Source organism: Dryocola clanedunensis, assembly GCF_038405435.1.
GTDB classification, from domain to species: Bacteria; Pseudomonadota; Gammaproteobacteria; order Enterobacterales; family Enterobacteriaceae; genus Dryocola; species Dryocola clanedunensis_A.
The window spans coordinates 1-18329 of record NZ_JBBYHZ010000022.1 but is presented as its reverse complement, the minus strand read 5'-3'; the positions used below and the strand labels follow the sequence as shown (position 1 = coordinate 18329).

The window sequence follows — 18329 nt, the reverse complement described above, 5'->3', positions numbered from 1 at the left end:
GACCCCATTATCCTGCCTGCTTCCCTGCCCTGCCCTGAACCGCTACTCCCCTCATCCGCCTGACACGTGTCAGATCAGAGTGGTAGTTATTTTTTGTTATCACTTTGCTGTATTGTTTATCTTAATTTTACATTTAGAAATAAAAACCAGAATAACACATAATCTCGTGATATTGATCTGATTTATACCACTTAAACGATATGTTGATCTGTTTTTGTGATTTCCATCGATACCTTCTGCCGGGATAAACCTTATTTTTTTAACGGCAATTTCATGTGTAGCTGAACTGCTCATGTCTGTGCGGGGTAAGACGGGACACCCGTTATCCATCCTTCACGCACTGGCGGGGGCTGAAGTGTTTCTGTCTTCACCCGTGACTCAGTGATTTAAGGAGTATGTAAATGACTGCTCAAAATCATCACGTGCCTGAGAGCAGGCAAAGTCTGGTCGTATCAGATGGCGGCCAGGGATTTGTCGATGCTGATGGCGGGTTGTTATGCAGACAGCCAGATATTATTCTCGCTGATTGTTCTCCTGAAGAAAAATTAGCCTTCTTCGGTAACCTGATTACTGAATCAGGAACACCAGATCACGCGTGTCTGAAAAGAACGCTTCCCATGCGATACACCTGTTATTCTCTGAAGCATGCGCCTGACTTATATCATCTGGAGGCATTTTTCGGGGTCATAAAATTTTTCATCAATGGATTACTGGCATTTGATCAGGCATTTGAAGCCGTCATTGGCTTTAAAAATCATATTTATTTACTGGGCGACGATACCGTCCGGGATATTTCATCCCGCCTTCAGAAAGAACCCGGATTATTAGATTCTTATGGCGCGCCCGCCGTTCTGGACATCCTGGGCATGGCCGGGGTTATTTATCGTTTCAATACTGCCCACAAATTCGGCTATCCGGCCCGCTGTTCGAACCAGCTTCGGTTAAACGGCTGGGGCCGAAAGTATGCCGTTGACTGGCGTGTTCCATCATCATCTAAAACCAGCCCGGATGTGGACATCATCGCCGGTATTATTGAAAAACATCGTTCTGAATATAAAGCACTGGCGGCCCTGTGCGGAGCAGATATACGCCCCCTGGACGTTGAACGCATTCACCAGTTCAACCTTGCCTTACCTTTCAAAATAGTGACGTAAGGAGCTGAAATGACACCACAGACTATTGTCATCACGGGTGCCAGCTCCGGTATCGGTGCGGCGGTTGCACGCCGTATCGCCACTCATAGCCGAACCCTTGTCCTGACAGCCCGCAACGAAAGCAGGCTCGCAGATGTGGCGCACGAGTGCATTTCACGCGGTACAGACGTGAAGTGTATTACCGGAGATATCGCCCGTTCCGCCACAATCTCCGCCCTCAAAGCACAATGCAGCCATTTGCCGCCGCTGACGGGGCTCGTGAATAATGCCGGATTTGGCGCTTTCGGTGACTCAGCACGTTTCCCGCGCAAAATGTTTTCAACCGTCCTGGAGACGAACGTCCTGGCGCCTTTTGAACTGGCAAAAGCGCTGCTGCCGTACCTCAGACGAGACCCGAAAAGTGGAGATGTCTCAACGATTGTCAATGTCGGGTCTGATGCGGGCGTCATCGGCTTTGAAAATGCGGCAGCGTATTGCGCCTCTAAAGGAGCCCTTCGTCTGATGAGTGCCGCATTACGGGAAGAGTGGCGAAAATCCGGGATACGCGTAACGTTCATCGCCCCCGGACGCGTGGATACGGGCTTTAACGGAAAATCACCCGGCATGCGGCCCGGCGCACTGACTGCCGAAGCCGTGGCTGAGGTAATTGAATTCTGCCTCTTCTGCGATCCCATCCTGGAGCCTTCCGACATTCATATAGACAGTATGCAAAGGAGGTCATCATGAACAAGAACCACACCGTACATATTGGATTGCCTAAGGGCAGATTTTTAACCAAAAGCCAGGCGCTTGAAAAGGCGCTGCGGGAACGAATCAAAGGAAAAAGAACGCCACTCCACTTCTATTATCTCAAGGCCCGCGATATCCCGAATCTGATTTTCCGCGAAAAGTTATCTTACGGGGTAACCTGCGATGAATGGGTCGCTGAAAGCGGCGTTGCGCTGCGGAGTATTTGCGATACGGGCTGGTGTTACTCAAAAATTGCCCTCATCAGTCAGACAGAAGATATTACGCTGACGAACGAATCACAGGTTGCCTCTCCCTTCCCCCATCTGGCCAGTGCTTATTTTGAAAAGCAGGACAAGCATCCTGTCGTTGAAGAAGTTACGGGCAGCGGAGAATTTCTTGTCCCTTTCGTTTATGACATGGCGGTGGATGTCGTGGAGACAGGAAATACCCTTGCCAGGCTCGGCCTGAAGCCGGTCGGGGAGCCGCTCTTATTGTCCTCAACCCGGGTATGGGGAAGCCGTTCCGTCAGCAATGATGAGATTGAATGTCTTTTCGCACAAATTCTGGGCCAGGAGCGGCACGAACAAACATCACAATACTGAATGCTACAAGGTTACCCATGTCAAAAATCAGCTATGAAGACCGGGGCGTCTCCCCGGACAAACCCGACGTTGAGTACGCGATTGCAGACACCGGTTCAGGTCTGTTTCCTGGCGCATTTTGCCCCGTCTCTCCCGACGTCTTCAGGGGTGACCCCGAGTTTTGCACCCTGATGCATGCGGATGGCGTGGGGACAAAATCCACCGTCGCGATGCTGATGCACCGCGAAACGGGAGACTACCGCGTATTTAAGGGGCTGGCGCAGGACAGCCTGGTCATGAACACTGACGATCTGCTGTGCGTGGGGGCAACCGGGCCCATGCTCGTGTCCAATACTATTGGTCGGAACGCGCGTGTTTTCGACAAAGAGATGCTTCGTCATGTCATCTCGGGCTACCGGGAGTTCGGTCAGCGCATGTCTGCTCATGGTATCGATTTCCAGTTCTGTGGCGGAGAAACGGCAGATATTGGCGATCTCGTCAGGTCAGTTGTCATCGACTCCACCATCAGTGCCAGGATGCGCCGCTCAGAGATTATTGATGCCGGCAACGTCCAGCCCGGGCAGGTCATTATCGGTTTAGCCTCTTCCGGACGCGCAGTGTATGAGGATACGGAGAACTCCGGTATTGGGACTAATGGATTAAAGGCTGTCCGACATGAGTTATTGTCTGCGAAGTACCGGGATATTGGGCCCGATACTTATGATCCGGCGTCAGAAGACAACGCATATATCGGACGCTTCCTGCTGGGAGATGCACTCCCGCACGGTGGCGGGATGAACATTGGCGAAGCACTGCTATCACCGACACGCACCTATCTGCCCGTGGTTAAAACGCTACTGGATAAAAAGACGCTGAATATCTCAGCTATTTTCCATAATACCGGCGGGGGCCTGACAAAATGCCTTAAATTCGGTTCAGGCATTAAATATGTGAAAAACAACCTGTTTGAGATGCCACCCATTTTCAGGCTGGTTTGCGAAACGGGGAACCTGTCTCCGCGCGATCTTGTTCGTGTTCTGAATCTTGGCCAGCGTCTTGAAATTGTTTGTGCGCCGGATGATGCCGGGACGGTTATCGAAACAGCGGAACGTTTCGGCATTGCCGCAAAAATGATGGGTTATACAGAGAAGATTGATTCGGGTGTCGAAGTGGAGATTGATTTCGCTGGCGAAACCCATGTCTTCCGTCGCGACTGAGTTGACAGGCAAAGTCCCCGTTATCACTGATGCAGCCATTGTCAGTGAAACAAATTTTTCATTCGGTACTGAGTTTATTGCAGTCACAGGCATCCCCTCCGCGGTACACCTCTTTTTCCACAGGAAAACGCGGAGGGGATATGCTGAAAAGCACTTTACTGTTAGTGGCGACGTTGCCGGGGCTCGTTTACCCGGCATTCGCCCTCACCACGCCGGAAATAGCCGCCTCTGCCCTTACCCCGGACTGCGTAAAATACCGCGTGGTGGGCACGTGCTACTGGTTACAGTGCACGCCGTTCGGCTGCACTGTGCGCACCTCCGTCAAAGTGCGCCACTTCCGCCCCGACATGGTGGTCTCGGCCTACAGCGTCACCGGGCAAAACCCGTGGACCGAGATGTCGCCGCTAAGCCCACCGCTGCCGGGTATTGCCGAAGGCGGTGGCGATACTAATCCCCGCGCCGTCGGCCAGCACAGCAAGGTACGTTTCAAAAACGCCGATGCCATCGGCTTCCCGGCAGGTGACGAACTGGCGAAGTTCTTCTCCGAATTTGGCTATGTCTGCTCGCCCTCCGCCACGCCCTTTTTTCCTTATTTCATCAGTCAGCTTGATGCCGCAGCCTGGCGCAGCGGCATGCCGGAAATGTTCTGGCCGGAAGCGCTGACGCCCGGAATGCGCGAGGTCGGCAAGGATGGCGATCTGTGGGGCAATATCTACCCGCGCGCCGGGGCGCTCAGCCAGACGCATGACTATAAAGCGGGGGCGGTGATAGCCCAGCGAGCCGCCGACCTGGTGACCCGCCGCGGGCAGCCGCATATCTATCGTCCCCTGACCGCTTCCGCGCACGACGGCTACTGGCCCCCGGATCCGGTACAGGAGGGAGACAGCAATAACCACCAGTGGCAGATGCTGGCCCCGAAAATGAGCCACTCCTGTGCCATATTCCCCGATGGGTCCGCCACCGACAGCTACGCCGACAGGCTGGCCGACGACGGCGCTTACGTCTGGACGCTGTGGCGGCCTTACAGTTGCTGCCCACGGCGCGGGCAAACCTTTCTCGGCAGTACCGGCTAAGGAGGATAATCATGCGCTCCCCATTTCTGATCCTGCTGTTCGTCACATGTTGCAGCCATGCCACGGACGACTACAGCTTTAAAAAACAGGGTTCCGTGGATGACCTGCTCTACTACCAGATTGGCGGGGGTGAAGCGGTGATGCCCGCGCTGGTTAAACACAGCCCGACGCCGCTTAATGTCGGTGTCGGCTGGAATGCCGACATGATGTGCGGCAATTTTGATATCGACACCACGGTGCGTAACCAGCTTAACGGGGTGACGGACGGTTTCCAGCAGCTGATGGGCGAAGTGATTGAAAGCGCCACCAGCGCCGTCGCCAGCCTGCCCGCCATGATCATCCAGCGCGCCAATCCCCAGCTTTACGATCTGCTGACCAATGGGGTGCTTCAGGGACGGCTGGATTTTGATAAGTCCCTGCTGAGCTGCCAGAAGATGGGGGAGAAAATGACCGATCTGGTTTACGACTCGGCATGGTTTGCCCGGGCGAAAGCGGAGAACTATCAGGCGATTGCCGCAAGCGATCGGGATGCCATCCGCGCCGATCAGAAGGCTTCTCAGGAAGCCGCGAAAAACGGTAAACGCTGGGTAGGTGGTGAAAAATACGGTGGCAGTGGCCAGCCGCCGATCCGGCTGGTACATGATGCGACCACGGCGGGCTACAACATGCTCAACCATCAGCCTGCCACCAGCAGCGCCACAATAACAACTGCTGAATGCGAGGGTGAGCTGTGCAGCGTCTGGCAAAACCCGCAGGAGGCCGCCGACTGGATGACCAGAGTGGTGGGCGAACAGACCATCAGCATGAGCGAGGACAGCCCGCCCGGCGCACAGGCCGGGATCGGCCTGCATCCGCTGATCGATGAGGAACAGCAGAAGATCCAGCCGCTGCTTGTCGATCTGATTAATGGCAACCAGAAACCCACCTTTGAGAATCTGGCGAAAGCCTCCGGCGGCAGTATGCAACTGACACGCGGCGTGGTGGAGGCACTCCGCGACGACCCCGATGCCAGCGTGCTGACGCAGCGGCTGGCGGGGGAACTTGCCCTTTCCCGCGTGACGGAGCAGGCACTGATGGCCCGCCGCACGCTGCTGGCCGGTATGCGGGAACCCAATATCGCCAGCGAGAAAGAGGCCCAGGAAAGCTTAAGCAAAACCACAGCACAGCTTGATGAAGAGCTCACACAACTGAAGCTGGAGCTGGATTTTCGCCATGCGTTAACCGGCAATGCGGCCAGCCAGATCCTGCAACGCAAACACCAGCGCGACCAGTTACAGGGCCAGGCAGTACAAGTGCCGGATGACAGCGATCGCCGGGTGCATGACCTGAACAATCCGCAAGCGGACAGCCAGCCGTGACCGCCAACAGCTACTTCGAATATGTGCTGACCCTGCTCGGCTGGCTGGTGAATAACGGCGTCTGGCACACGATCATTGCCACTGGCCTGTTTGCCCTCCCCTTGCTGGCAAAGCTGATTGCCCTGTGGCTGAAAGCGCGCGGCCAGGGCGCCGATGAAGGCAACAGCGCCCGGCTACTGGTGCTGTGGCTGGAGCACTATGTCTATGCCGCCCTGCTGGTCATTATGTTTGCCGGTGTGCCGTTTCTGAATGTCGATATCAACACCCTCAGCTATGACAGCCAGCGGACAAAACAGTGTGGCACCTCGGTGGTGCAGCCCGGTGATTCCGGCTACGCACCGTTGATAAACGAACTCAGCGGCCAGACGGCAGCCGTACCGGTGTGGTGGTACTTCAACCATGCGCTGAGTAAAGGCCTCACCAGCGCCGCCGTCGCGGTACTCCCCTGCCAGCCGGATCTGCGCCAGATCCGTTTTGACGTGCAGCATACCCGGCTTGCCGATCCGGCGCTGGCGCAGGAATTGCAGGATTTCGTCAATGACTGCTACGGCCCTTCCCGCGCCCGGTTAAAGCGTGAGGGAAACGATATCAGCGAAGAGCAGAGCCGGGAAGTGGACTGGACAGGCTCTTCATTTTATCTCTCCACACCCGGCTACTACGAAAGCGACCACTCCCGCACACCGCGTGAAGCCTGGCCTTATGACGCCAGCCGCGATGACGGTCTGGTCGATACCGGCAACGGCGGCTACCCCACGTGCAAACAGTGGTGGTCTGACGGAGATGTGGGGCTTAAGGATCGGTTACTGCAACAGGTCGATACGTCCCTCTGGCAGCAACTGCAAAAACTGGGTCAGTCGAAAGACGAGTACGAAGAAGCGGTGCTGCGCTCGCTGGTCAGCCAGCGCACTGTGCAGGTTTCACAGGGTGGGCTGGTGTATAACGGGTTTGGCGGCAATGCCGGGGATAACCTCAGTGCCTCGCAGGCCCTAAGCCGTCTGGGCAGCATCGCCGGAATGTCGGTGTCAAGCCTCGCCCTATTTCCCGCCTTTGACAGTGTGCGCCAGGCACTACCTATGGTGCAGGCCTTTCTGGAGATGGCGCTGGTTATCTCACTGCCGGTTATTCTGCTGTTTTCAGCCTGGGAATTAAAAACGGTGATAACCCTCAGTGTCATCCAGTTTGCCCTTTTCTTCCTCTCCTTCTGGTGGGAACTGGCCCGCTGGCTGGACAGCTGGCTGATGACGATACTCTACAGTGAGAATGGCGCTTCGCATTTCAACCTCTATGGACTACAAAACGCTTCCGATGATTTGATTGTTAATGTGGTGATGGGGACAATGTTTGTGGTGCTGCCGATATTCTGGCTGGGTGCGCTGACATGGACTGGCGTGCGGGTTGGCGGCGCTGTCGCCGGGATAATCACCTCAGGATCAGGGGATATAAAGGGTGGTGGCGGGCGCATGGGTGAATTATTGCTAAGATAACCATCAATGTGCGCTGCCACTACGTTCAATAGGTACTGGCTTTTTTGAAACAATTCGGGGGCGTGATGCGAGAAACGGACAATCCCCACACATCATTTGGGCCTGGTTTTCATCCCCCCTTCGAATATTTGAGTCTTATATAGGGGTTTATATTCCGTAGCCGGGGGTAACTGTCTCGACAACACAGTTGCTGAAAGCTTGTTCCAGCTACTGAAACGCTAACGAATAAACAAATGAACTATGGAACGCGGGAAGAAGCCCGTCGTGATATTTTTGATTACATCGAAATATTTTATAACTATAGGCTTGGGCATGACATGAGCAATCAAATGCCACTTGCTGAATACGAAAACCAACATTATCAATGGCTCGGAAGGTCTAGATTATCCGTGGTGATTCACTCATCGCGGCGCGGGAATATAATCTCATTCAGAAACCGGGTAGATTCAAGCAAGCCTATTTATCGTCAAATACGGGAGTACCATATATTCCGTTTTCCAAGCGGAACCCCATGATGGTCACGCCGTTTGCGGAAAAGAGATCTTGGTTAACGAGTACACACGCCTGGCAACGGTTACGTTAGCGTGCGAACCATAACCGGTAAGTCTGGCATTGCCGACATCAGCCACCATACACGAAGCGCGAATCTTCAAATGCGTGAGGATGTCGCCATTTGGCTTATTCCGAGGTGATACCGTTAAACCTTGTTTTATCCAGGTCTGCTCTCTCGGGCCGACCCGGAATGGTAGCTTGCAGTACTACGCCCCTAATTGGTTTTTGATAATACTTAACGCCGGGTTCCTTTATTATGTCAATTATATCATCCCTTTTCAGTTGTTTTCCCTGAAATGGAAACCTAATACTATCGTGGCCGATAAATGAAAACGCTTATGTTATTTAGCTGTTTTAACCTTTTGGGTACCCGGCTGGAAGCATTGTCCTATTACGTTGCGCAGTCGAATGCTGCCACTTAAGCTCACATTATGACTTTACCTCTCTTTACGTTACGTGCGCACCGCATGTTCTACATTTTAGGCTTGCGACTGCCAACCGGCGGTCTATTTTACTGCTTATGGAGAAACTTGCATGTCATCGCGTCGATTATCCCGTCTCGGACTTTTATTAATGCTTTCCGCACCGCCTGGCTTTGCGGCAGATTTGCCATCTTACGGTGCCAGGCTCGAAGGTTTTGACTACGCTTGGCCAACAAAGAATTTTGCCTTTACCTCTCAACAACAATCGCTGGAAATGGCTTATCTGGACGTCCACCCGGAAAAAGCAAACGGGCGTACGGTCGTACTGATGCACGGTAAAAATTTTTGTGCAGGCACCTGGGAATCCACCATCAAGGCGTTGACCAATGCCGGATACCGTGTAATCGCGCCCGATCAAATTGGCTTCTGTAAATCAAGTAAACCTCTGCATTATCAATACAGTTTTCAACAGTTGGCCAATAATACCCATGCGTTACTGAATAAGCTTGGAATTGAACGTGTTACGCTAACTGGGCATTCCACCGGAGGAATGTTAGCCACCCGCTACGCCTTGATGTATCCGCAGCAGGTCGAGAAGTTAGTGATGGTCAATCCCATCGGACTTGAAGACTGGAAAACACTTGGCGTGCCCTATCAGTCAGTGGACCAGTGGTATCAGCGCGAACTTCGCACCAATGCCGAGAGCATCCGAAAATATGAAAAGAACACCTATTATGTCGGGCAATGGAAACCAGAATACGAACGTTGGGTGACCATGCTGGCTGGGCTGAATAACGGCCCGGGCAAAGAGATTGTGGCCTGGAACTCTGCTCTCCTCTACGACATGATCTTCTCCCAGCCTGTTATCTATGAATTTGGCGAATTGAAAATGCCGGTGCTGCTGATGATCGGCACCAAAGATAACACCGCCATCGGCAAGGATACCGCGACGGCGGAAGACCAGAAGAAATTAGGCAACTACACGGTTCTGGGCAAAGAAACAGCAAAACGCATTCCGCATGCCACGCTCGTCGAATTTGACGATCTGGGACACGCTCCGCAAATGCAGGATCCTTCACGTTTTCATAACGCGCTTTTGAAAGGACTCGAATGACAAATCAGTAATACAGCCTCGATAACCCGATGACACCACTCCCGATTCGGGTTATCTCAAGGCGCGCCACATTTTTATTCTAAATAATTTTCCGGACCTCGTGTCGCCCCGCTTTTATATAATGGCCTGTTATTGTTAATAGTAGGCAACTAATACAGTTCACCTGGAGCACCCCTGATAGGATCTGGTGATTTGATTACTATTGAAAGAAGACATGCCCCCGCTTTTTGGATATGTTCATTACATTTGGGGGCCGCGGGACACTTGCACCCTCAGTTAAGATTATGAACTTTCATATCGGCTCCTGTATTTACTCTTTTGCCTGCTGACTTTGCTCCGAAGTACCGAAATACCTAGTCTCACCGTGCCCATGTTCACCCGCGTCATTCACCCGTTTGAGCTGGATTACCTCGCCGTGCTGCCAGACGTCTGTACCCTTAACAACCGGACGCGCTTCCAAATCCTGGCGCTCACGTTTGATGTCCTGAGTGTTGACGTCAAGTCGACGGTCTCTGTCTGCCAGCAGCGCAGGATCCAGTTGCCCTTCTCCGGTAAAGCCCATCATCAACGCCGGAATACCGAGCGGCAGCGTTTTATCCCGGTCCGTATGCCAGGTATGCCACGTTTTGCCATAGGTATTCACAATCCTGCTCATCAGCGTTTTATCCGCCGCCGCAGGTAGCCCAGGCGCAATCAAATTACCGGATTTCACTTCATACTGATGGCTATGCCAGAGCTTTTTTTCCTCAGCGGGAAGTGTTTTAAACAGGCGTTCGCTAATGATATATTCCACGCCCATCAGCCTAGCGTCCCGGGTGTTTCCGTCGTAAATCACGGCCTGCATGACGTCCTCATTCAGTATCGTCACATAGTGATGGGCTTCCATCTGGCCGTTTTTATCACCACTGTAAAAATGGAAACCATCCAGATACGTGCTGATGGCATCAACCGGCGGGCGAGACTGGATTAGCTGCGCCCCGGTTTCAAGCGTACGCATCAGGGTAGAGGGTTTCTCACCCGGAACATCAGTTCCGGGCGCGGTATTGTTCGCGCCGCAGCCCATGAGCATCAGGCTTGTAAGACATAAAAGCGGTAATGATTTCATAGGCCTCCTCCGAAAAATCACTTTACTGAAAGTAGTACAGATGCGGGGATCCGTCAGATGCGCTTTTGTCAGCGAACGCCACATCGAACGTGAAACGCCAGCGCTCGAAGCAGTATCGCGCATCCCAGGACTTGCGAAACAAAAGGATAACAACCAGTGTTATATGTTTGCGTTCTTAGGCACCAAAGAGATGCGATGAAAGCAACGTATTGATTGTATGATCCTTTATAGATATGCAAAGTGTTCAGGCAGAATACCCCCAGGGACTGAAAGAAAATGTTGCCCAGCCCGCCGCCGCATAAAATCGGAGATGGCTTTCGCGGAATGGGTGATGAACGAGCAATGACGGTCAAATTTGCCAAGACCCTGCATGTTGGCGCAACGCTTTCATTGCCCGGTAATCTCATAGAGCACAAAGAAGAGGACCGATACCTATTCCGTGATAAAACGGGCGCCATCGAGGTCATCTTTGCCAAAGCGGTCACTGATAGATGTGAGTACAACCCGATCCGATGATCAAAATTAACGTCAGTCTCGAAATGAATATGTCGCCTCCGGTCGTCCGCATTGATCAGCTCAAAAAATAATCCATCGCGCTATGCACTCTCAGGTTTATGTAAGCTTGAGCGATGCTGCCCATGAAATCACAGATTATATCGTTGGGTATTACTGCGCGCTCAGGTCGCACGAAAATCGGAAAGTCGATGCAGGAATAGCTCTAAGCTGTGGCTAGTTATTGTTGACCACTCCAGAATGACTCTCCGCAACTCGTGAGACTCCAGGATTATCCCTGTAATAACAAATTTTCGTAGTATTCAGGAGGCACAGTACAAGTCTTTTACGAGACAGAAATCCCTGGCAGGTCGTTTCGGTATGCCCCTTAAGCAGAGGCTCTGGTAAGAAGGTGATAAGCCGCTTTTATCACTGCTCTATCCTGACAGGCAAAGCGGGGTGCAGCCCATCCCACAACAGCGTTTTTGCATGAGAACGGAAACGAGTGGCAAGGCAACGGTCGCTGTAAACGAAAGCATGAATTTCTGATCAAGTTACGAGTTCGATTCCTGACTAACCCTATACTTTCGTTGAGAAAAATCGGATAACAATTTTAATGATTACCTGAATATAACAATGGGTAATTGCACGACTGGAACGACGCTTACTTGCAACTGGGGTTGGCATGTAGATATGTAGTCATTTTCATCGCGCTGACGAACCGTCTGACATGAGCTTCATTCCCCCAATTCAGGGCAGCACAAATTCTTTACGATTAATGAAGAATTTTCGCTCCTTTTTTTAAGGGATAAGGCAAACACTTCATCCTGTCATGCAATAAGTTCGTCATATATCCGGAAGCAACGAACGGCGCACTGCGCAGGATACTCGCCTCATATCACCCCGCAGGGAATACGCCCTGCAAGGGTGTTTCCCTGCTTCTTGACAGGAGAAATACCATGACTTTAAACGACAACCTTCCCTCGCTGATGCCGGTGGTAATTGACCAGACCGTCTGGCAATCCGCAGTGGACTATCCAGACGACCCCGCTCTGATGGAAGAACGCCTGAGCAATCTGCTGCTGTCTGTCCTGCTCACTTTGCGTACCGCCGGAACGGTACGGGAAACGCTCACTTTTACCCTTTACTGTCTGCCGCCGCAGGGGGATATGGCAACACCGATCGCTTTATCGCTCAGGCTGATCCGTGCACAGCATCACGTGCTGGTTTCACCTGCCCCGTTCGCCTGATCTTATCGCCGGTTCGTTCTCTTCTGAGGTGCCGAACCGGCATCTTTCCACGAGGCCCATTTTATGGACAGACATCACGACATCTATCAGAAAGTCACCGATCAGATCATTGTGGAGCTGGAACAGGATTGCATCCCCTGGCTGCGTCCCTGGCGCGACGGCGAACCTCCTTTTCCGATCAATGCGCTTTCCGGTCGGCCGTATCATGGTATCAATATCCCACTGTTGTGGAGCCGAGCCAGTCAGGAAAGCTTCGCCAGTGATCGCTGGCTGACCTTCCATCAGGTCAGATTACTTGGTGGCTGGGTACATAAGGGAGAAAAATCATCCCTTGCGGTGCTTTATCTGCCACGTTTCCGCGAGCTGCGCGATGATCAGGGCAAGCCGCTGCTGGATGACACGGGAACTCCGCGGAGACACCACTTCGGTATTGCCCGCGAGTTCCGGTTATTTAACCTCTCTCAGTGTGATGGTTTACCGTCATCGTTGTACGACCCCGTTTCCCGACCTGACCAGCCGGTCGAGGCCGCGGAGGCCATCGTCGCACACAGCGGTGTGAAAGTCCGTCACCGGGTACAGTCACAGGCATATTATCAGCCTGCAACCGATCGGGTGATGATGCCGCATCCGCTGCAGTTTGAAAGCAGGGAAGCCTATTACGCCACCCTGCTCCATGAGCTGACGCATGCAACGGGTCATCCTTCACGTCTTAATCGTACCGGTATTGCCAATACGGGAGCAGAAGGAGAAGCCTACGCCATGGAAGAAATGGTGGCCGAAATGGGATCTGCCTTTCTGTGCGCACACTGCGGTATTGAGGGACGGCTCCAGCATGCCAGTTATATCAGCTACTGGCTCGCGCTCCTGCGTCAGGATAAACACGCCGTGATCCGCGCAAGTGGTATGGCACGCAACGCTTGTGAATGGCTGTTTAACACAACACCACAACGCTGTCAGTGAAGGATCTGACAGTCCACCCGAAGGGGAGTTATCTCCTTCGGGGAGGGGCTCCTCTTATCTGACAGAAGGAATAACATATGGGACTCGATCTCTGGTTCTTTGAACAGATGAGGGCATTGCCAGATTCTGATCATTACGAGACAACAGGGTATTTCCGCAAGGTCAATCCCCTGCTCTACTGGATAGACAGGCATGTCGGGCAGGTTTATAACCGCAACCTGATGGAGATAACTGAAATGCATTTAATCCTGCTGCTCAGCGATCTGCAAAGCCTGACGCCGGACAACTGTTGTGCCGTATTCCCTACGATTGAGGGTTTTTTCTACGGCTATACGGATTATGGTGAGGCCTACTGGCAAGATATCCATACCCTCACCCGATGGGTGAAGGAGACGCTTGATACGTTTGATTTCGATAAAAACAGACTGCTGTTTTATGCCTGGTGGTAATTCACTCACAGTGGCCAGCGTAAGCTGGTCACTGTACCTTACGGGCAAAAAGCCAAAGGCCATTCTGCAAAGGAAGGGCAACAAGGGTAAAGGGCCTTTCCGGAAAAGCGCACTATGATGAAATGGCTTAAGAAGTGTTTTTACTGCTCGCAGGCTGCATCAGAGGCTACGTTGCCGCTGGGGTGGGTTGCATCCCAGTCCGCCTGTCAGTTGCTGGCGACGCCATTACGCCAGTCCTGCCTGTACCAGCTACGGCAATTGACCCCGCTGCCTGATAAGTTGTTTGACGACTGGATCCTCACCACTATCCATCGTTTCGCAGAACAGGTGCAGCAGCTCCCCGCCTCAAAAAACCACCATCACGCCGGAGCCGGAGGCCTGCTGGACCATTCGCTGGAGGTCACCTGTCACGCTGCCCGGCTACGCCAGGGTTACCTGCTGCCACCGGAAGCCGATTCTGAAGAACAGGCGCGACAGGCCAGTGCCTGGACAGTTGCGGTGATTTGCGCAGCGTTGCTGCACGATGCAGGAAAAACCGCCACAGATATGCAGATTCATCAGTTCGACGGCACACGCTGGTATCCATGGCAAAATCCACTGTCTCAGCCTTACCGCTGGCAATTCATCCCTGGCCGTGACTATCACCTGCATCCGGTGGCTTGCGCATTGCTGGTCAATCAGGTGTTACCCACGCCATTACTGGACTGGCTGGCAGGCTACCCTGCTGTGTTTTCTTCTCTTGTTTACCAGCTTGCCGGCCACGGTGAACGGGCGGGCGTGCTGGCTGAACTGGTACAGCAGTCCGATAAGGCCTCCGTCGCGAAGGATCTGGGTGGCAATATCAAAACGGCACTGGCGCAGAAACCTGATTCCCTTGCACAACAGCTTCTCACGGCATTACGGGCACTGGTTCAGGGAGAGTACCGGCTGAATAATCAGGACTGCGGCTCTGATGGCTGGTTAACGCAAGATGCACTGTGGCTGGTCAGTAAGCCTACCGCCGACAGGATACGCGCCTGGCTGCTACAGCATGGCATCACAAGTGTTCCGGAAAACAATAACCGACTGTTCGATGAGCTACTGGCACAACAGGTTATTGTGGCAAACGGCGAGAAAGGGATCTGGCGCTGTAAGATTTGTTCCGAAAAAGGCTGGTCGCCGGATGAACCGCTCACTCTGCTGCGCATCGCCCCAGCGGTAATATGGCAACAAGCTGAATCACGCCCCCCCGTGTTTGCCGGAAGTGTCACACCGGCCATTGAAAATCAGGAAACCGCTAATGTCGTACCTACACCCGAATTAGTGATACCCGACCTGCCCGTGATCCCGGCAGCCAATCATCCCGTAAGCACCAACACCGTTCCCTTTATGGACTGGCTGAAAACACATGTCACCGTAACGGGTGCCGTTAACAGCCAGCGGGCTTATGTGCATCTGGTGGAGGATAATGTCTTTCTTGTTACGCCTGGGATCTTTAAGCGCTATATGCAGGAAACCACTGGCACAACAGGCAATGAATGGAAGCTGGCTCAGAAAGAACTTCAGGCACAGGGGCTGCTTAAACACAGCAGTGAGGACAGCTACATCTGGACCTGCGAGGTCAAATCACCAGGCAAAACCCGTCATCTGAAAGGTTTTTTGTTACCAGAACCACAGCACTTGTTTGGGGAAAATGTGCCGATGAATAATCCGTGGTTGAAACTGGTCCACGAGCAACTGTAATTTGCAAGACATGTGAAAACACATCCCATTTCTTTTCCTCAGGCCTTCAACAACGCGACGTCTGTTGGTGGGTCGGTGCCTTCCTCATGCACACCATGACCTGGTCTGATGCCAGAACTGGTCATGGTTCCGTCAGAGCGAATATTTTTTCTTTGTTAATTTGCACCGGTAATTCTTCATACATTTATGATAATAATCATTTTTATTCTGTTTTTTTCAAAAGGCAGATTTTCTACCGTGCGGCATGTCGTACAGGATCCTTTCTAATGAGCAGTCGAAAAATAGCGCCCAACTTATTTAATTACATGCAGGTTAGAGACAACATTATTTGAAGAACATAGATCAACCTAAGGGAAAAGAAGATAATTCAGTCTTAATCTCTACCAGGATGCATTCATGAGCCACGCAATAATCGAAAGGTTTCCAGTTAAGCCCAGAACCGGACCATTTATACGTGATATATTCCATAATGCCAATGGGTATTGGTGGATGTTCTTCCCGCCCCGATCAGAGGGTCCTGTCCAGACTGATTTTTACGGATTCAGACATGTTACGTGCCAGCAGTTGTTGGCGCAGAGGTGCCTGCGCTGGGCGCATGTACAACGTATCGCTATTTAGCATATGCCCCAGTGCATCCTCATGATCAGCCTGAGCATATCTCTTGTCACATGGAGTATTGAACGGCAGCCCTGTGCAAGGAGTTCAAATACATTCATGGCTTCGGATTTTTTTACCCGCCACCAGCACCCCAGATAAAACAACCAGTTCATTCATCCCTCCATCTGGAATTGAGTATATTCCCTTGGATTTTTATAACAGCAAGCCCAAATCAAATCCATTCAACAATCGCAAGAATAGTCCGCAAATTGACAGGTAGGATTATATAAGGTTCGATTGATATAAGGCTAAAACCTTGTTCGACTGGCAGAGTGAATAATTATTATTTCTGATTAGTGTCAGAAATATTATCACCACTGTAACGCCCCGCTCTTATTTCTTCTCACCTGAGGGCAACGACCTCGGCTTCTGAACTCGATACCGACGCAGCCCTGGCTGATCCCAAAGTTGCTAGCCCTCGTCCAAAAAATTCATATGAAAATGCAGGACGGATAAGTGAAATGTCATCCGGCAAAGAACACCCAGCGCCACAGAGCCACCAGCCCCGCTACGTTCAACAATATGCTGATATAAAAATAAGTCCTGAACGGCTGCTTCTGCGTTTTATGGCGGAAGAGCTGCTGGCCGAAGATGGCACCGGGCCAGCCTCCCGCGATCCCGAAGAGCAGCAGCGTCGCCTCCGGTATTCTGCGGTTTTGCTTCTGCGCGGCGCGCTTGTCCACGCCGTAGAGTAAAAAAGTCAGCAGGCTGACGGCGAGAAGCCATGCCGCAAAAGGATAAGGCACAGCGGCGCTGGCCGCCGCCGCCGCTAACAAGAGCAAATAGCAAAATCGATTAATATTCATATGTCCCGCTGCCAGTTCTGAAAACGGCAGCAACTATACCTGACTTCCTGATGGTGTTCAGATGAAACTGACCCAGCTTAATTAAGTCTGAGTCCAGAAAGCTAACTTGTAAAACTTCGAAAGATAATGTAAGCCAGTCGTTAAATATTATATTTAAACTCTCTTCTCTTAATTAGTTTTAAATTAAAACCACTCAAGCGTTTATAATTCGCCCTCGCTCAGTTGCCTGGTCTGCTGAGGTTATTTTCCCCTTCAGAAGACACAAGGTTAAATCATGAAATTCCCCCTGCTCGCTTCCTCCGCTTTTCTGCTTGCGTTCTTATCCGGCCAGGCGCTGGCGGAAACAGGCGCGATAACATCCAATCAGGAAAAACAGGATGACGACCCGACGAAAGTGACGACCAAGGTGGGTATTTCCTGGGCGGATAACTACGAAATGAATGACAGCAACGTTACCTTCTCGGCGTCGCTGGCGCTGGATGAGGCGCGCAAGCTGAACGTCCGCATTAACAGCGATGCCAGCGAGTGGCGCGTGGGCGGCTCGTGGCTGTTCCCCATTGGCATTATGAATTTTAATTTCGGTAAAAATGATTACCCGAACGGTGCCTCGCAGACCAACTACTCCGTCGGCACCTTCCTGCCGTTAAGCTATTTCGGCATTGAGCCTGCGGGCTTCCAGATCTTCCCGATGGCGGGCTATACCTACAATACGGGCGACCATCCGGGCTGTGAGGATGACGGCAAATGCGCGCAGCCCGGCTTTAGCGGCGATCTGTCGCCGGAAAATGGGTTTGTTGAAATGGATACTTCCGGCAGCAGCGGCTATCTCGGCGCGTTTGTCTTAAAACCGTTTACGCCTAAGCTGCGCATGCTGGCATTTCTTGCGGGATCCTACGGCTCTAAAAACGAAGATGGCGATAATTATAAGGGCTATTTTGGCGGCGTCGGCTTAGGCTATTCCTTTACCAAACATCAGTCGGTGAAGGCCTATACGTTTGTGTTGGATAATAATACCTATCTCGACGAAGCGGATAAGCGGGTGTTATTAGCCTACACCTACCAGTTTTAATTTATAACGCAGTTCGGGTTACGCGGAACGATATTATTCAACGGTGGATGGCGCTTATTGTACGACCGGTCACATAGGTTACAGATCAGACCGGCCACACAGGTAACACATTCAGCCTAATCTATCCGGATGATA

16 protein-coding genes and 1 pseudogene are annotated in these 18329 nt (G+C 52.1%); 15 read left to right on the top strand and 2 right to left on the bottom strand.

What is annotated here, in order from left to right; translation table 11 throughout:
- Positions 1-401 precede the first annotated feature (401 nt).
- The 9 genes and pseudogenes from AAE045_RS22730 to AAE045_RS22690 all read left to right on the top strand — a co-directional run bounded on the left by AAE045_RS22730 (position 402) and on the right by AAE045_RS22690 (position 9684).
- The gene (locus AAE045_RS22730) at positions 402-1154 is read left to right on the top strand and encodes a hypothetical protein (protein WP_455549608.1); all 753 of its coding nucleotides are present in this window, start codon (positions 402-404) and stop codon (positions 1152-1154) included.
- Between the two features lie 9 nt (positions 1155-1163).
- Complete coding sequence (locus AAE045_RS22725) at positions 1164-1880, top strand: SDR family NAD(P)-dependent oxidoreductase (protein ID WP_455549607.1); 717 nt, start codon at positions 1164-1166, stop codon at positions 1878-1880.
- Entirely contained in the window at positions 1877-2485 is a 609-nt protein-coding gene (locus AAE045_RS22720; protein ID WP_455549606.1) for a hypothetical protein, read from the top strand. The genes AAE045_RS22725 and AAE045_RS22720 overlap by 4 nt, the downstream gene beginning before the upstream one ends.
- A gap of 17 nt (positions 2486-2502) precedes the next feature.
- Entirely contained in the window at positions 2503-3681 is a 1179-nt protein-coding gene (locus AAE045_RS22715; protein WP_455549605.1) for an AIR synthase related protein, read from the top strand.
- A gap of 140 nt (positions 3682-3821) precedes the next feature.
- Positions 3822-4754 (top strand): TIGR03756 family integrating conjugative element protein, encoded by a 933-nt coding sequence (locus AAE045_RS22710; RefSeq protein ID WP_455549604.1) that lies wholly within the window; start codon positions 3822-3824, stop codon positions 4752-4754.
- A gap of 11 nt (positions 4755-4765) precedes the next feature.
- Positions 4766-6112: an integrating conjugative element protein gene (locus AAE045_RS22705; protein WP_455549603.1), complete on the top strand. Its 1347-nt coding sequence runs from the start codon at positions 4766-4768 to the stop codon at positions 6110-6112.
- Positions 6109-7596: a conjugal transfer protein TraG N-terminal domain-containing protein gene (locus AAE045_RS22700; protein WP_455549602.1), complete on the top strand. Its 1488-nt coding sequence runs from the start codon at positions 6109-6111 to the stop codon at positions 7594-7596. Before AAE045_RS22705 ends, AAE045_RS22700 begins: the two co-directional genes overlap by 4 nt.
- Positions 7597-7761: 165 nt before the next feature.
- Positions 7762-7967 (top strand): annotated as a pseudogene (locus AAE045_RS22695) (IS3 family transposase); the annotation flags it as partial.
- A gap of 715 nt (positions 7968-8682) precedes the next feature.
- Positions 8683-9684 (top strand): alpha/beta fold hydrolase, encoded by a 1002-nt coding sequence (locus AAE045_RS22690; protein WP_455549601.1) that lies wholly within the window; start codon positions 8683-8685, stop codon positions 9682-9684.
- 310 nt (positions 9685-9994) lie between these two features.
- On the opposite strand, the gene AAE045_RS22685 is transcribed toward AAE045_RS22690, so the two are convergent.
- Positions 9995-10789, bottom strand: a complete 795-nt coding sequence (locus AAE045_RS22685) for an OBAP family protein (RefSeq protein ID WP_455549600.1) — start codon at positions 10787-10789, stop codon at positions 9995-9997.
- A 276-nt stretch (positions 10790-11065) separates the two neighbouring features.
- Here AAE045_RS22685 and AAE045_RS22680 point away from each other — a divergent pair, with 276 nt between their 5' ends.
- The 5 genes from AAE045_RS22680 to mobH all read left to right on the top strand — a co-directional run bounded on the left by AAE045_RS22680 (position 11066) and on the right by mobH (position 15662).
- Positions 11066-11305, top strand: a complete 240-nt coding sequence (locus tag AAE045_RS22680; RefSeq protein ID WP_455549599.1) for a NirD/YgiW/YdeI family stress tolerance protein — start codon at positions 11066-11068, stop codon at positions 11303-11305.
- 935 nt (positions 11306-12240) lie between these two features.
- On the top strand, positions 12241-12531 hold the full coding sequence (locus AAE045_RS22675) for a hypothetical protein (RefSeq protein ID WP_455549598.1): 291 nt from the start codon (positions 12241-12243) through the stop codon (positions 12529-12531).
- A gap of 63 nt (positions 12532-12594) precedes the next feature.
- Positions 12595-13491 carry an ArdC family protein gene (locus AAE045_RS22670; protein ID WP_455549597.1) on the top strand — a complete coding sequence of 299 codons (897 nt, stop codon included), beginning with the start codon at positions 12595-12597 and terminating at the stop codon, positions 13489-13491.
- Positions 13492-13568: 77 nt separating this feature from the next.
- The gene (locus AAE045_RS22665) at positions 13569-13940 is read left to right on the top strand and encodes a hypothetical protein (protein WP_455549596.1); all 372 of its coding nucleotides are present in this window, start codon (positions 13569-13571) and stop codon (positions 13938-13940) included.
- Between the two features lie 114 nt (positions 13941-14054).
- Positions 14055-15662 (top strand): MobH family relaxase, encoded by a 1608-nt coding sequence (mobH, locus tag AAE045_RS22660; protein ID WP_455549595.1) that lies wholly within the window; start codon positions 14055-14057, stop codon positions 15660-15662.
- 1121 nt (positions 15663-16783) lie between these two features.
- On the opposite strand, the gene AAE045_RS22655 is transcribed toward mobH, so the two are convergent.
- A complete protein-coding gene (locus AAE045_RS22655; RefSeq protein WP_455549594.1) occupies positions 16784-17125 on the bottom strand; it encodes a DUF1294 domain-containing protein in 342 nt (113 codons plus the stop codon).
- A gap of 274 nt (positions 17126-17399) precedes the next feature.
- Here AAE045_RS22655 and AAE045_RS22650 point away from each other — a divergent pair, with 274 nt between their 5' ends.
- Positions 17400-18194 carry a hypothetical protein gene (locus AAE045_RS22650; protein WP_455549593.1) on the top strand — a complete coding sequence of 265 codons (795 nt, stop codon included), beginning with the start codon at positions 17400-17402 and terminating at the stop codon, positions 18192-18194.
- Positions 18195-18329 lie beyond the last annotated feature (135 nt).

Bases quoted from the DNA above. Each gene is read 5' to 3' on its own strand.
- AAE045_RS22730 (WP_455549608.1), top strand. From the start codon at position 402: ATGACTGCTCAAAATCATCACGTGCCTGAGAGCAGGCAAAGTCTGGTC.
- AAE045_RS22725 (WP_455549607.1), top strand. From the start codon at position 1,164: ATGACACCACAGACTATTGTCATCACGGGTGCCAGCTCCGGTATCGGT.
- AAE045_RS22720 (WP_455549606.1), top strand. From the start codon at position 1,877: ATGAACAAGAACCACACCGTACATATTGGATTGCCTAAGGGCAGATTT.
- AAE045_RS22715 (WP_455549605.1), top strand. From the start codon at position 2,503: ATGTCAAAAATCAGCTATGAAGACCGGGGCGTCTCCCCGGACAAACCC.
- AAE045_RS22710 (WP_455549604.1), top strand. From the start codon at position 3,822: ATGCTGAAAAGCACTTTACTGTTAGTGGCGACGTTGCCGGGGCTCGTT.
- AAE045_RS22705 (WP_455549603.1), top strand. From the start codon at position 4,766: ATGCGCTCCCCATTTCTGATCCTGCTGTTCGTCACATGTTGCAGCCAT.
- AAE045_RS22690 (WP_455549601.1), top strand. From the start codon at position 8,683: ATGTCATCGCGTCGATTATCCCGTCTCGGACTTTTATTAATGCTTTCC.
- AAE045_RS22685 (WP_455549600.1), bottom strand. From the start codon at position 10,789: ATGAAATCATTACCGCTTTTATGTCTTACAAGCCTGATGCTCATGGGC.
- AAE045_RS22680 (WP_455549599.1), top strand. From the start codon at position 11,066: ATGTTGCCCAGCCCGCCGCCGCATAAAATCGGAGATGGCTTTCGCGGA.
- AAE045_RS22675 (WP_455549598.1), top strand. From the start codon at position 12,241: ATGACTTTAAACGACAACCTTCCCTCGCTGATGCCGGTGGTAATTGAC.
- AAE045_RS22670 (WP_455549597.1), top strand. From the start codon at position 12,595: ATGGACAGACATCACGACATCTATCAGAAAGTCACCGATCAGATCATT.
- AAE045_RS22665 (WP_455549596.1), top strand. From the start codon at position 13,569: ATGGGACTCGATCTCTGGTTCTTTGAACAGATGAGGGCATTGCCAGAT.
- mobH (WP_455549595.1), top strand. From the start codon at position 14,055: ATGATGAAATGGCTTAAGAAGTGTTTTTACTGCTCGCAGGCTGCATCA.
- AAE045_RS22655 (WP_455549594.1), bottom strand. From the start codon at position 17,125: ATGAATATTAATCGATTTTGCTATTTGCTCTTGTTAGCGGCGGCGGCG.
- AAE045_RS22650 (WP_455549593.1), top strand. From the start codon at position 17,400: ATGAAATTCCCCCTGCTCGCTTCCTCCGCTTTTCTGCTTGCGTTCTTA.